At 64.4% G+C, this 13533-nt stretch carries 11 protein-coding genes; 9 read left to right on the top strand and 2 right to left on the bottom strand.

Annotation, left to right across the window (positions count from 1 at the left end):
• Positions 1–5: 5 nt before the first annotated feature.
• The 7 genes from ACFSDX_RS04105 (at position 6) to ACFSDX_RS04075 (ending at position 8810) form a co-directional block, all read left to right on the top strand.
• Entirely contained in the window at positions 6–824 is an 819-nt protein-coding gene (locus tag ACFSDX_RS04105) for a DUF4129 domain-containing protein (RefSeq protein ID WP_382311909.1), read from the top strand.
• 34 nt (positions 825–858) lie between these two features.
• Positions 859–1932: a glycosyltransferase family 4 protein gene (locus ACFSDX_RS04100; protein ID WP_382311908.1), complete on the top strand. Its 1074-nt coding sequence runs from the start codon at positions 859–861 to the stop codon at positions 1930–1932.
• Positions 1933–1956: 24 nt separating this feature from the next.
• Positions 1957–3357: a DUF4350 domain-containing protein gene (locus ACFSDX_RS04095; RefSeq protein ID WP_382311907.1), complete on the top strand. Its 1401-nt coding sequence runs from the start codon at positions 1957–1959 to the stop codon at positions 3355–3357.
• 203 nt (positions 3358–3560) lie between these two features.
• Positions 3561–4640: an AAA family ATPase gene (locus ACFSDX_RS04090; RefSeq protein ID WP_382311906.1), complete on the top strand. Its 1080-nt coding sequence runs from the start codon at positions 3561–3563 to the stop codon at positions 4638–4640.
• A gap of 195 nt (positions 4641–4835) precedes the next feature.
• Positions 4836–5381 (top strand): NADAR family protein, encoded by a 546-nt coding sequence (locus ACFSDX_RS04085; protein WP_382311905.1) that lies wholly within the window; start codon positions 4836–4838, stop codon positions 5379–5381.
• The gene (locus tag ACFSDX_RS04080) at positions 5378–6727 is read left to right on the top strand and encodes a DUF58 domain-containing protein (protein WP_382311904.1); all 1350 of its coding nucleotides are present in this window, start codon (positions 5378–5380) and stop codon (positions 6725–6727) included. Before ACFSDX_RS04085 ends, ACFSDX_RS04080 begins: the two co-directional genes overlap by 4 nt.
• 205 nt (positions 6728–6932) lie before the next feature.
• Positions 6933–8810, top strand: a complete 1878-nt coding sequence (locus ACFSDX_RS04075) for a family 20 glycosylhydrolase (protein ID WP_382311903.1) — start codon at positions 6933–6935, stop codon at positions 8808–8810.
• A 20-nt stretch (positions 8811–8830) separates the two neighbouring features.
• On the opposite strand, the gene ACFSDX_RS04070 is transcribed toward ACFSDX_RS04075, so the two are convergent.
• Both ACFSDX_RS04070 and pucL read right to left on the bottom strand, forming a co-directional pair.
• Positions 8831–9781: an XdhC family protein gene (locus tag ACFSDX_RS04070; RefSeq protein ID WP_382311902.1), complete on the bottom strand. Its 951-nt coding sequence runs from the start codon at positions 9779–9781 to the stop codon at positions 8831–8833.
• 135 nt (positions 9782–9916) lie between these two features.
• On the bottom strand, positions 9917–10765 hold the full coding sequence (pucL, locus tag ACFSDX_RS04065) for a factor-independent urate hydroxylase (protein WP_382311901.1): 849 nt from the start codon (positions 10763–10765) through the stop codon (positions 9917–9919).
• A gap of 69 nt (positions 10766–10834) precedes the next feature.
• On the opposite strand from pucL, the gene allB reads away from it, so the two are divergent.
• Both allB and ACFSDX_RS04055 read left to right on the top strand, forming a co-directional pair.
• Entirely contained in the window at positions 10835–12169 is a 1335-nt protein-coding gene (gene allB, locus ACFSDX_RS04060) for an allantoinase AllB (RefSeq protein WP_382311900.1), read from the top strand.
• 48 nt (positions 12170–12217) lie between these two features.
• Complete coding sequence (locus ACFSDX_RS04055) at positions 12218–13483, top strand: Zn-dependent hydrolase (protein WP_382311899.1); 1266 nt, start codon at positions 12218–12220, stop codon at positions 13481–13483.
• Positions 13484–13533 lie beyond the last annotated feature (50 nt).

Below are 13533 nucleotides of genomic sequence, written 5' to 3'. Positions count from 1 at the left end.
CCATTATGTATTACAAACGCAGCCTGGCCAGTGGCCTGGCCCTGCTGCTGGCGGCCGGCTCGGTGCTGGCCGCGCCCCAGCCGCCCCAGCCGCTGCGGGCCTGGCAACGGCGGGCCGCCGCCCCGGCCGATACGCTGCTGGCCCCGCCTTTGCCCGCCGACGCGGCGGCCCAGCCGCCCCTGCGCCGCCCGGCTGCCGAGCGCCTGCGCACGCTGCGCAACCAGCACGATTTTCAGTACACCGACGTGACGGATGCCCCGGCCAGCCCCAGCCTCTGGGACCGCCTGCTGCGCTGGCTATGGAGCTGGCTAGGCCGCCTGCTCGACACCCGCGGCGGCCACCTGGCCTGGAACACGCTGTGGTACGGCCTGATGGGCGCCACCCTGGTTTTTACCGTGCTCAAGCTGCTGCAAGTTGACCTCACCAAGGTATTTGGCCGGGCGCCGCGCTCGCTGCCGCTAGCCTACGAAGCGGGCCAGGAAAACATTCATGCGCTAAACTTTACCGACGCCCTCGCCCAAGCCGAAGCGACCGGCAACCTGCGCCTGGCCGTGCGCCTGGGCTACTTGCAGCTACTAAAGCAGCTCACCGACCGCGACTTCATTGCCTGGCAACCCGACAAAACCAACCAAACCTACGTGCACGAGCTGGCCGCCAGCCGCCCCACGGCCCGGCCGGCTTTTGCCGAGCTCACCCGCCAGTTTGAGTACGCCTGGTACGGCGAGCTGCCCGTGCCCGCCGCGCTTTACCAGCAGGTGCGCGAGGCCCAGCGCCAGTTTGGGCAGCAGCTCAGCGGCGCCGGGCGGGCGGCACCCGTAGCCTAGAGCCCTAGGGTGCTTTGGGCACCACTTTCTTTCTATGTCGTTTCCCCGTATTATTCTTGATTGCGAGCCCCTGAAGGACCGCAACAGCGGCTTTAGTCACTTCGTGGTGCCCCTGGCCCACGAGCTGATTCGCCAGAACTACCGCTACCGCCTCGTCTGCTACGTGCCGCCCGCCGAGGTGAGCGGGCTCGGGAGCCGGGGCGTGCGCTACCTCCCGCAGCGCAGCTTTCACAAGTATTTCAACCCGCCCAGCTACACCTACCGGCTGTGGCACGCCACCTCGCAGCTGAGCTGGTACGTGCCCACCAGCCCGTTTACCAAGGTAGTATTGACGGTGCACGACCTTAATTTCCTGCACGAAAACCCCGACGAGCGCACCTACACCCGGCAGCTGGCCATGGTGCGCCGCAACATCCGGCGGGCCGACTACCTCGTCACGATTTCGGACTACGTGCGCCAGGACATTCTGCGCCACGCCGAACTGCTGGGCTACTCGCCCACCAAGCCCCTGCGCTACGTGCGGCGCGGCGTGGAGCCGCTGGCGCCGCTGCCCGCGGGCCACGCGCCCGCCTACGCGCCCGGCGGGCCGTTTTTGTTTGGCCTAGGTACCATCAACAGCAAGAAGAACTGGCACGTGCTGCCGGCACTGCTGCAAGGCAATGACTACGAGCTGCTTATTGCCGGCAGCTTCGCCGAGGAAGGCTACGTGCAAACCATCCGCGCCGCGGCCGAGCAGGCGGGCGTGGCCGACCGCGTGCACATCCTCACCCGCATCAGCGAGGCCGACAAAACCTGGTATTACCAGCACTGCACGGGCTACTTGCAGCCGTCGCTGGCCGAGGGCTTTGGCCTGCCGGTGGTCGAGGCCATGCAGCTGGGCAAGCCCGTGTTTCTGAGCCGCCTCACCTCGCTGCCCGAGGTAGGCGGCGCGGCGGCGTACTACTTCGATGATTTTGCGCCGGCCACCATGCAGCGGGCGTTGGCGGCCGGCCTGGCGCAGCATTCGCCCGCCCGGGCAGCGCAGGCTCAGGCGCAAGCTCGGCAGTTTAGCTGGGCGCAGGCCGCAGCCGATTATTTAGCTATCTACAAAGAATTATTAGGCAAGTAGTTAATCCACTTTTTTACTTCCACCTTGACTACTTTTCGCTGGTATTTACTGGGAATCCTGGTGCTGTTCGGGAGCTACGTGGCGCTGGAGTACTACCGCCCCAAGCCGCTCGACTGGTCGCCCACCCTCAGCAGCAAGGATAAAATTCCGTATGGCACCTATGTGCTCTACGATGCGCTGCCGCAGGTGCTGGGTACCGACTCGGTGGCGAGCGTACGCCTACCCATCTATAACCAGCTGCTGGGCACCGAAGAGCCCAAGGCACGCGGCGGCCGGCCCGTAAACGTCACTTTCGCCGGCGACTCGGCGGCCGAGCGGCGCACCGCCGACACCACGGCTACCGCCGCCACCCAGGATGCGGCCAACGACCAAGCTGCCGCCGCAACCGAAGCCGCCACGCTGCCACTGGTGGCCACCCGGGCCAGCTACATTTTCGTAAATCAAGGCTTTGCGGCCACGCGCCTCGAAACGGCCGCGCTGCTGCGCTTTGTGGCGGCGGGCCACGATGTCTTTATCGCGGCCGAAGATTTTGGGCCCGAGCGCCGGGGCTTCCTGGCCGATACCCTAGGGTTTCGCACCTACGAGGCCGATACGGCCCAGCGCCTGGCGGTACCCCGCATTGGCCAGCCCGCCGACACCCGTAATTTGGTAAGCGTGCATTTGCTGCGCGCCCGGCCGGAGCTACCCGGCACGAGCTTTCAGTTTAAGCCGGAAGTGACGGGCTACCGGCTGGCGCTTACGAAGCGGCGGCCGCACCGGGGCGCTACCCTGGCCGCCGACGAGCGCGGGCGGCCCGTGCTGGTGCGCCTCGACCACGGGCGCGGGCATTTTTACCTGTGCTCGGTGCCGTTGGCTTTTGGCAACTACTGGGTGCTGCGGCCCCGCACCGCCGACTTCGCGTTTGCGGTGCTCTCCTACCTGCCCGCCGGGCGCCCGGCCTGGTGGGACGAGTACCAGAAGCAGGGCCGCCTAGGTGAGCAATCGATGCTGCGCGTCATCATGGCGCACCCCGCCCTGCGCACGGCCTACTACCTGTCGTTGGTGGCGGGGCTGCTGTTTGTGCTGGTGGAAGCCCGGCGGCGGCAGCGCGTCATCCCGACCCTCAAGCCGCTGCCCAATACCACGCTGCTTTTTACGCGCACCGTAGCCGGCCTCTACCAGCAGGGCCGCAACCACGCCCAGATTGCGGAGAAGAAAACAGCGCTATTTCTAGACTACCTGCGCACCCGCTTTCAGGAGCCCACTCCCGACCTAGGCGACGAGACTTTTCGCGAGCGCCTGAGCCAGAAGGCCGGGGTGCCCAGGCCCCGCGTGGAGGAGCTAGTGCGCCTCATCAACTTCGCCCGCACCGCGCCCGCCGTCACCGACCGCGAGCTGCTTATCTTGAGCCGCGCTATCCGTGATTTCAAGCGCGAGTCGCAGTAAATCGCTTTTTGCACTCAGGCGTTTAATTTAACTTTTCCGATTTATAATTATTTTAATAATATGCCCTCGGCTGATGTAAAGCGTCTTTTTACTGCAAAGACAGCTCGCGGTCCAAGCGTGTTATTTACTTTTAACAAGCTGCCATGTTCGCTATCCCGCAGCCACTGCTGCGAAGCTACGCTGGTTTGCTAACTCGCCTCCTCATGGACCCCCAACCTCTCAACGAACCGATTTCCTTCGCTGCTCCAGACGCTGAGCCGTCCATACTTCCGGCGGCGGACGCCGTTACGTCGGCCGCGGCGCCCGATGCGGCCCCGGCCTTCGTGCCCCGCACCGACCTCTCGGCCCTGACGGCCCACGTTGCGGCGGTGCGCCAGCAAATCGGGCATGTTATCGTGGGGCAGCACGACCTGCTGGAGCTGCTGCTCGTGGCGCTACTCGCCGATGGGCACGTGCTGCTCGAAGGCGTGCCTGGCGTGGCTAAAACACTCACTGCTAAGCTCCTGGCCCGCACGCTTGCCGTGCCGTTCAGCCGCATTCAGTTCACGCCCGACCTGATGCCGGCCGACGTGCTGGGCACCAGCATTTTTCGGCCCGCGCAGGGCGATTTTGAGTTTCGGCCCGGCCCTATTTTCGCCAGCGTGGTCTTGATTGATGAAATCAACCGCGCCCCGGCCAAGACGCAGTCGGCACTGTTTGAGGTGATGGAGGAGCGCACCGTAACCCAGGACGGCACCACCCACCGCATGACCACGCCCTTTGTGGTGCTTGCCACCCAGAATCCGGTGGAGCAGGAAGGCACCTACCGCCTGCCCGAAGCCCAGCTCGACCGTTTCCTCTTCAAGTTAAACGTGGGCTACCCCACCCTGGCCGAGGAAGTGCAGATACTGCAAGGCCACCATAGCGGCTTCGGCGGCACGCCGCTCGAACTGGTGAAGCCCGTGCTCTCGGCCCAGGACCTGGCCGCCCTGCGCCAGCAAGTGGGCCAGCAGCGCGTGGAAGCTAACGTGTTAGAATACATCGCCAAAATAGTGGGCCAGACCCGGGCGCACAAGGCGCTGTACCTGGGCGCCTCGCCCCGCGCCAGCCTGGCGCTGCTCAATGGCGCCAAGGCCTTAGCCGCCCTGCGCGGCCGCGACTTCGTGACGCCCGAGGACGTGCAGTTTCTGGCCGCGCCAGTGCTGCGCCACCGCATCATGCTCACGCCCGAGCGCGAAATGGAAGGCGGCACGCCCGATGAGGTGGTGAAGGCGATAGTGCAGAGCGTGGAGGTGCCTAGGTAGGTCATTCCAAACGTATCGCCTCACGGGACCCCTCTGGGGCTGGCCCCCTCTCCGAAAAGGAGAGGGGGAGCCGAACGACAATTACGCAACCACTATTCAATATATCAATAACTTACACGTACTTGCGCCGTGGCTCCCCCTCTCCTCTTCGGAGAGGGGGCCGGGGGGTGAGGCGCCACGCCGGAGCAAGTTATTATGCCTTATTCTACCGCTTGGCTGCTCGATCAGCCGCTCACCGAAACCAAATACCTCTTCTTCTGGGGCCACACGCCCAAGCAAAAGAATGAGGTTGACAAAAGCTGCTTTAGCCAGTGGTACTCGGCGGCTTTCGAGGTAGCGGGCGACACCTACGCCACCGCCGAGCACTGGATGATGGCCGAAAAAGCCCGAATTTTCGACAACGACGAGGTGCGCGCGCGCATCCTGGCGGCCAAGCACCCGGCCGAGGCCAAGAAGCTGGGGCGGGAAGTAATCGGCTTCGACCCGCAAGTGTGGGACGAGCAGAAATACGACCTAGTACAAGCGGGTAACTACCATAAATTTACGCAGCACCCACCGCTGAAAGACTACTTACTGAATACGGGCAGCCGGGTACTGGTTGAGGCCAGCCCGGTCGATGCCATTTGGGGCATTGGGCTGGCCACCGACCACCCTGATGCCTTGCAGCCGGCCCGGTGGCCGGGCCAAAATTTGCTGGGCTTTGCCCTGATGGAAGTCCGCGACCAGCTACGCCGCTCATGAGCTTTTTCCTACCCTTGCGCTTTTTTTACCTCTGCACGGCCCTCATTGCGGGCTTCGTGCTGGCCTTCTTTCTGCCGTGGCTGCTGGGGCCTATGCAGGTACTCCTAGGTGCCACCATACTGCTTACGGCGCTTGATGCGCTGCTACTATACGGGCCGGGGCAGGGCGGCGGCCAGCCGGTAGCGGGGCGGCGGGTGCTGGGCGACAAGCTCTCGAATGGCGACGACAACGAGGTGCGGCTGTACCTGGAAAACCGCTACCGCTTCGGGCTGCGCGTGGAAGTGATTGACGAGATTCCGCACCAGTTTCAGCGGCGCGACGTGCTGTTTAAAACCAACATCGCGCCGGGCCAGACGCAGATTATTACCTACCAGCTGCGGCCCACCAAGCGTGGCGAGTACGAGTTTGGGGCGCTGAACGTGTACGCGGCCTCGCCGCTGGGCCTGGTGCGGCGGCGGTTTCGCTTCGACCAAAACCGCACGGTGCCCGTGTACCCCTCGTTTTTACAGATGCGGCAGTACGAGCTGCTGGCCATCCATAACCGCCTTACGGAGGTGGGTGTGAAGCGCATCCGGCGGGTGGGCCAGAGCATGGAGTTTGAGCAGGTGCGGCCCTACGCCAGCGGCGACGACCCACGCAACATCAACTGGAAGGCCAGTGCGCGCCGCACCACCGGCGGCCCGGCCGACACGCTGGTAGTCAACCACTTTCAGGATGAGCGGGCGCAGCAGGTGTACTGCCTCATCGACAAGGGCCGCGTGATGCGGATGCCCTTTGCAGGCCTGAGTCTACTCGACTACGCTATCAATGCCACACTGGTCATGAGCAACATCGCGTTGATAAAGCACGATAAGGCGGGGCTGATTACGTTTTCGAATAAGCCGGGCGCGACCGTGCCCGCCGAGCGCCGGCCGGGCCACATGCGCACCATTCTGGAGGTGCTCTATCACCAGAAAACGCAGTACCTCGAAACTGACTACGAGCGCCTCTACGCCACGGTGCGCGCCCGCATTAAGCAGCGTAGCCTGCTAATTTTGTTTACCAATTTTGAGACTTTGCAGGGAATGGAACGGCAATTGCCGTATTTGCGGGGCCTGAGCAAGGCGCATCTGCTGCTGGTCGTTTTCTTCGAAAACACCGAGCTGCGCACCTACCTCGACGCGCCGGCCGAAACCACGGCCGACGTGTATAACCAGACCATCGCCGAGAAATTTCAGCAGGAAAAGCGGCAAATAGTGCTGGAGCTGCAGCGCTACGGCATTCAGGCCCTGCTAACCCCGCCGCAATTGCTGACGGTAAACACGATAAATAAGTACCTGGAATTCAAGGCCAGGGGATTGATATAATATGAGTTTTTTTCCACAGAGTTTGACTGACGTCTTCCTCCGGTTCGCAGAGTTAGGCGCAGGGTTTCGCAAAGTCTTCTTTCTTGAACCCTGCAAAACCCTGCGGTTTAACCCTGCGAACCGAAGGAAGACGTCAGTCAAACTCTGCGGGAAACTCGTCTTATTACTGTTAATCAGCTTAAGCGCCCACGCCCAGCGGCCGCTCATGCCGCTGCCCGTGCAGGCCGAGTGGCAGCCGGGCTACTACCGCTTCGCCACGGCGCCCCTAGGTGCCCTGCGCCGGCAAGTAACGGGCCCGGCCGGCTCGACCGATGAGAGCTACCACCTGCGCGTGACGGCAGCCGGCGCCAGCCTCACGGCGGTGAGCGCCCTAGGGTTGCAGCGGGGCATCGCCACGTTTCGGCAGGTGCTGGAGCGCCAGCCGCGCGGCTGGCGGGCGCAGTACTGCGACATCCGCGACTGGCCGCGCTTCAAATGGCGGGGCCTGCTCATTGATGCGGCGCGGCACTTTCTGCCGGTGGCCGTTATCAAGCGCAACCTCGACGGCATGGCCGCCGTGAAGCTGAACGTGCTGCACTGGCACCTGAGCGACGACCAGGGTTTTCGGGTCGAGAGCCGCTTGTTTCCGCGCCTCAACCAGGCCAGCACCGATGGGCTGTTTTACACCCGCGCCCAGGTACGCGAGGTGCTCGCCTACGCCGCGGCGCGGGGCATTCGGGTGGTGCCCGAGTTCGACATGCCCAGCCACACCACGAGCTGGATTGTGGCCTACCCGCGCCTGGCCTCCGTGGACTCGGCCTACGCGCCCTACACCCTTTGGCGCACTACCAACGTGGCCATCGACCCTACCCGGCGCAGCACCTACGCCTTCGTTGACTCGCTGCTGACCGAGATGACGGCGCTGTTTCCGGACCCGTACTTTCACACGGGTGGCGACGAAAACGACGGCCGGCAGTGGCGACGCACGCCGCGCATCGTGGCCTTTATGCGGGCGCACAAGCAGGTGAAAGCCGACGGCGTGACGCCCGACAAGCATTTGCTACAGCTGTATTTCAGCCAGAAGGTAGACTCACTGGTGCGCCGCCACGGCAAAATCATGATTGGCTGGGACGAGATACTTGGCCCCGGCCTACCCCACGACGTGGTGGTGCAGAGCTGGCGCGGGGCCAAAGCCATGGCCCAGACCGTGCAGCAGGGCCACCCGGCGCTGCTGTCGGCCGGCTATTACCTCGACCTCAACTACAGCGCCGCCACTTACTACACCGCCGACCCGCACGCGGGCGTGCCCGACTCGCTGCGAACGCGCGTGCTGGGTGGCGAGGCCGCCATGTGGGGCGAATACGCGGACAGCGTGGTGTATGACAGCCGCGTGTGGCCCCGCGCCGCCGCCGTGGCCGAGCGCCTCTGGAGCCCCGCCGCCGCTACCCAGGATGTACCCGATATGTACCGCCGCCTGGCCGCAGTGAGCGACGAGCTAGAGGGCCTAGGGCTGCGCCACCGCCGCACCCCGGCCATCCTGCTGCGCCAAATGGCGGCGCCCTACCCCGCCGCCCTGCCCGCCCTCCAAACCCTGGCCGCCGTGGTAGAGCCGGTGAAGGAGTACAAGCGCAACTTCCAAGGCTTTAAGTACACCACCGAAACGCTCTACAACCGCTTGGTTGATGCTGCGCCGGCCGAATCGGACGTGGCCCGCCGCTTTGGCGCTACCGTTGATAGCCTGATGGCGGCCCAGCCGGTACTCACCAGCCTCGTGCCCACGGTGGCGCCCATGCCCCTCACGCCGGTGGCCCGCGGCCAGCTAGCCCGCCTGCAAAAGCAGGTGCAGCAGTGGCAGCAAGCCAGCGCAGCCCTTACGCCCCTATTCGTGGTGGCCCCTAACCTAGGCGAGTACGCCCCGCTGGCCACCCAGCTCGCCACCGTAGCCACGCTGTGCCAGCAGCGCCTGGCGCAGCTGGCAAGTGGCCAGCCCGTACTGCCCGCCTGGCAAACGGAGGCTAAGCTTCAGCTCGACGCCGCGCAGAAACCGGCCGGGCAGGCGGAGCTAGCGATTGTTAAGGCGGCGCGGCGGCTGGCGGGATTGTAGCGTGAACCGGAAAGCTCGCGTTACGGCTGATTCCGCACGGCAATCAGCTCCGCCGCTACGCTCACCGCTATTTCTTCGGGCAGGCGGCTATTTATCGACACCCCAACCGGCCCGCGCAAACCCGTTAAATCAAAGCCTTCTTCCGCCAGCACCCGGCGCAGCTCAGCTACTTTGGTGGCGCTGCCCAGCACACCTAGGTAGCGGTAGGCGTGGCCCAGCAGCCGGCGCAGCACCACGGCGTCGGTGCGGTAGCCTACGGTCATCACCACTACGTAGCAATGCGGGCCGGGCTTTACAGTCAGCGTTTCGTAATCCACCCGTTGGCGATGGTGCGCAAAGTGGTTGGCATCCAGCGTGGGCAGGTCGGCCCGGTCATCGAGTACGGTTATTTCAAACTCTAGATTGCTAGCTACCTGCGACAGGGCCAAGCTGACGTGCCCGCCGCCCACAATAAAGAGGTGGTCGCGGAAGCCCAGCTGCTCGCAGTAGCTCCACGCCGGACCAGGTTTGTACTCGTAGAAGTCAGCCAGCGCAGCCGTTACCAGCTGCAAGCCTGTTGCCTCGCTCACGGCCCAGGCGCCGCGCCCTAGGCGTTGTAGCTGCTCCTCAATGGCGGCCACTACTGGCAAATCTGCGGGCTGGAGCACCCACAACAATACTTCCTGCTCGCCGGCGCACATCATGCCCGAGCGGTCGGCGGGCGCCTCGCGCCGGTGAATCTGGGGGCGCAGCAGCGGCGCGTAGTCACCCTCACGCAGGCGCTGGCGAGCCAGCTCCACCCACTTATGCTCCATGATACCGCCGCCGATGGAACCGGCTACGGCTTCCGCGGTCACAGCCATTTTGAAGCCCTGGCGGCCGGGGCTGCTGCCCTGACTCCGTAGCACGCACAGCAGGGCGGCCGGCTGGCCGGCGCGCAGGGCGGCGGCGGCTAGCGTCCAGGCGGGGAGGTCGCGGGGGGGGGAGGGCATGCTCTAACCGTAGTCTTTAAATTGTCATTGCCAGGAGGCACGACGAAGCAATAGCACCTAGGAAGCACCCCACAGGCTCATTCTGATGCGATTGCTTCGTCGTGCCTCCTCGCAATGACAGCCAATTTATTTCCTTTACCCCCGCACTACCGTACCCGTGATGTAGCCAAAGGGCGCATCGGTCGCCACGAATACCTCGTTTGTATTCTCCTGGCCGAAGGGCGTGAGGTTGAACGGAATGTGGTGCTTGTTGGGCATGATGAGGCTAATTTCTTTTACCTCGTCGTTCTGCTCCAGGATTTTCTCGCCGATGGCGTAGAGCGTATGCTGCACCGACAGGCTCTGGTGCGCCGAAAAAGTGCGCAGCAGGCCGGTACGGATTTTCTGGTAGAGCGCCTCAAAATCGAGGTCGGCGCTGATGTATTCCCACTCGGCCTCGCACTCGGTGGCCAGAATGCGGTCGGTGGTTTCGGGCAGCACGGTGTACTCGTCTTTGGGGTAGCCCACGAAGCCCGAGTCAGCGGTTTTGAGCAGCATTAGGCCTTTTAAGCCAGCCCAGACGGTGGTGGTGCCATCGGCGGTTAGCTCCACCACGGCGCGGCGCTTTTCGGAGCCGCCGCCCGTGAAGGCGTGCGGGTGGTCCTGGCCATCGAAGTGCATGCGCTGCCAGCCGTGCTCGAGCAGCTCGATGCGCGCCTTGCTCACCTGCGGGTTGCGCGACACAAAGTGCCGGGCCAGCACCAGCCCGTAGGCCTCGATGGTACCTGTAAAGTGCTCCTTGGCCAGGGCGTACACGGTGTTTTTCTGCGTGTCGGTGGGCAGAATCAGCGAGTTGTCGCCTAGGGTGTGGGCGGCCTCAAAGTCGCCCGTCAGCTGCACGCTCACCGACACCTGCCGAAACTCGTGGTGGCCGGCGTGGCGAATGACGCGCGATAGGTTCACGGCATTTTTGCCGTAGGCATTGGCAGCGAGTTTGATGGGCATAGCGCGTAGATTGCGAGGCAAAGAAGAGCGGCAAGATAGTCGCCAGCCGCCACCGCTCACCCTCGACTTATGCCCGATTTAATTTTAAAAAGTACGGCCGTCGTCACGCCTACCGGCCAGCGCCCGGCGGTGCTGGTGCTGCAGGCGGGCCGCATTGCCGACGTGCTGCCCTACGAGGCGGCCGTGGCCGGCCCGGTGCTCGACCTCGGCGACGCGGCCATCTTGCCCGGCGTCATCGACCCGCACGTGCACCTCAACGAGCCCGGCCGCACCGAGTGGGAGGGCTTCGACACGGGCACCCGCGCCGCGCTGGCCGGCGGCCTTACCACACTGGTAGACATGCCCTTAAACTCGGCGCCCGTCACGACGTCAGTCGCCAATCTGCGGCTCAAGCAGACGGCTACCCAGGGGCAGCTGCACACCAACGTCGGCTTTTGGGGCGGCATCGTGCCCGGCAATGCGGCCGAGGTGGGCCCGCTCATTGCGGCGGGTGTGCTGGGGTTCAAGGCGTTTCTGACGCACTCGGGTATCGATGATTTCCCGAACGCCACGGAGTCGGATTTGCGCCGCGTGATGCCCCTGCTGGCCAGCCACGGCCTACCGCTGCTGGTGCACTGCGAACTGTCGGAGGACAACGACGAGTGGAAAAAGGGCGACACCCGCTCCTATCCCAACTACCTGGCCTCGCGGCCCAAAAGCTGGGAAGACGAAGCGATAAAGCTGATGATTCGGCTGTGCGCCGAGTACCGCTGCCCCGTGCACATCGTGCATTTATCGTCGGCCGATTCGTTGCCCGCCATTGCCGAGGCCAAGGCCCTGGGGCTACCCCTGACGGTGGAAACCGGCCAGCACTACCTCTTCTTCAACGCCGAGGACATCACCGACGGCCAAACGCAGTTCAAGTGCGCGCCGCCCATCCGCGAGCGGGCCAATAATGAGCAGCTGTGGCAGGCGCTGCAAAGCGGCCTCATCGACTTCGTGGCCACCGACCACTCGCCCGCCCCGCCCGACCTCAAGCAGCTGGCCAGCGGCAACTTTGCCACGGCCTGGGGCGGCATTGCCTCGCTCCAGCTGGCCCTGCCGGTGCTCTGGACGGCCGCCCGCGAGCGCGGCGCCACCCTGCCCGACCTCGCCCGCTGGCTCAGCACCAACCCGGCTCGGCTCATCGGCCAGGCGCAGCGCAAAGGCCAGATTACCAAGGGCTACGATGCCGACCTGCTGGTACTGGCGCCCGAGGCCACCTTCCGCGTGACGGAGGCGCTGCTGCACCACCGCCACAAGGTTTCGCCCTACCTAGGGCGCGAGCTGACGGGCGTGGTCACGCACACGTTTTTGGCGGGCGAGGAGGTTTTTCACCACCCCGACGCCCTGCACCTCAACCGGGGGCAATTGCTGACGCGCTGACTCTGTATGTTTGCGGTTTCCGCTTTGTCCTCTTTATCCTTCGTTCAGATGTCTGATTATCTTGCCCGCACCACTCATATTCTGCGCCGCATCGACGAACTGGCCGCCATCAGCGAAGACGCGACGGGCGCCACCGTGACGCGGCGGTTTGGCACGCCGGCCTTTGTGCGGGGGCGCGACTTGGTGCAGCGCTGGTTTGAGGCCGCGGGCCTGGAAGTGCGCCTCGATGGCATCGGCAACCTGCGCGGCCGGCTGGCGAGCCAGCGGCCGGGCGCCAAAACCTTCGTGCTGGCCTCACACATCGACACGGTGGTGAATGCCGGTAAGTATGATGGTCCCCTAGGTGTCTTAATGGGGTTGGATTTGGTGGAGCGCATTAGCCAACAAGGTATTGCGCTGCCATTCCATATTGAGCTGATGGCCTTCAGCGATGAGGAGGGCGTGCGCTTTCACACCACCTACCTGGGCAGCAAAGTGGTGACCGGCGCCTTCGAGCCAACGCTTTTGCAAAGGGCCGACGCCGACGGCATTACCCTGGCCCAAGCCATTGCGGAGATGGGCGGCAACGCCGCCACGCTCGCCACCGACGCCCTGCCCGCCGACGAGTGGCTGGGCTACTTCGAGCTGCACATCGAGCAGGGGCCGGTGCTGTGGGACAATAAGGTACCCATCGCGCTGGTCACGGCCATTGCCGGGCAGCAGCGCGTGGAGCTGACCTGGCAGGGCATGGCTGGCCACGCCGGCACCGTGCCAATGGCCATGCGCCAAGACGCGCTGGCCGCCACCGCCGAGTTTGTGCTGGCGGCCGAGGCCTTCGCCCTAGGTCACGGCCGGGGGCTGGTGGCCACGGTGGGCCAGCTGCGCATCCCGTACGCGGCCAGCAACGTGATTCCGGGCCAAGTGGTGCACAGCTTCGACCTGCGCAGCCCCGACGCCGACCAGCTCGCCGCGGCCTACGCCGAGTTGCAAGCCGAGGCTAAAGCCATCGCCACTCGGCGCGGCCTGGACCTCGATTGGCAGCTGGTGCAGTACACCGCGCCCGTAGCCTGCGACCTAGGGCTGAACCGCCTGCTCGGCCAGGCCATCGCGGCTAGCGGCCACGCGGTAGTAGGCCTGGTGAGCGGCGCGGGCCACGACGCGGTGCCCGCTTCGGCCGTGGCGCCCGCCACCATGGCTTTCATCCGCTGCTACAAAGGCATCAGTCACAACCCGTTGGAGAACGTGGAGGCCGCCGACGTGGCGGCGGCGCTGGAGGTGGCTGAGCGGTTTTTATTGGAATTAAAAATTAAAAATGAAGAATTAAAAATGGCCTAAAGTAGCAGCTTGTTAGCCACGATAATTGCTACTAGTCGTTTTGAATGAGC

Source organism: Hymenobacter bucti (assembly GCF_042681145.1).
GTDB classification, from domain to species: Bacteria; Bacteroidota; Bacteroidia; order Cytophagales; family Hymenobacteraceae; genus Hymenobacter; species Hymenobacter bucti.
Note: the sequence above shows the minus strand (reverse complement) of the source record. Positions and strands in the feature narration are given on the sequence as shown.

Excerpts from the sequence above, each read along its gene's own strand:
- ACFSDX_RS04105 (WP_382311909.1), top strand. The coding sequence starts at position 6 with ATGTATTACAAACGCAGCCTGGCCAGTGGCCTGGCCCTGCTGCTGGCG.
- ACFSDX_RS04100 (WP_382311908.1), top strand. The coding sequence starts at position 859 with ATGTCGTTTCCCCGTATTATTCTTGATTGCGAGCCCCTGAAGGACCGC.
- ACFSDX_RS04090 (WP_382311906.1), top strand. The coding sequence starts at position 3,561 with ATGGACCCCCAACCTCTCAACGAACCGATTTCCTTCGCTGCTCCAGAC.
- ACFSDX_RS04085 (WP_382311905.1), top strand. The coding sequence starts at position 4,836 with ATGCCTTATTCTACCGCTTGGCTGCTCGATCAGCCGCTCACCGAAACC.
- ACFSDX_RS04080 (WP_382311904.1), top strand. The coding sequence starts at position 5,378 with ATGAGCTTTTTCCTACCCTTGCGCTTTTTTTACCTCTGCACGGCCCTC.
- ACFSDX_RS04075 (WP_382311903.1), top strand. The coding sequence starts at position 6,933 with ATGCCGCTGCCCGTGCAGGCCGAGTGGCAGCCGGGCTACTACCGCTTC.
- ACFSDX_RS04070 (WP_382311902.1), bottom strand. The coding sequence starts at position 9,781 with ATGCCCTCCCCCCCCCGCGACCTCCCCGCCTGGACGCTAGCCGCCGCC.
- pucL (WP_382311901.1), bottom strand. The coding sequence starts at position 10,765 with ATGCCCATCAAACTCGCTGCCAATGCCTACGGCAAAAATGCCGTGAAC.
- allB (WP_382311900.1), top strand. The coding sequence starts at position 10,835 with ATGCCCGATTTAATTTTAAAAAGTACGGCCGTCGTCACGCCTACCGGC.
- ACFSDX_RS04055 (WP_382311899.1), top strand. The coding sequence starts at position 12,218 with ATGTCTGATTATCTTGCCCGCACCACTCATATTCTGCGCCGCATCGAC.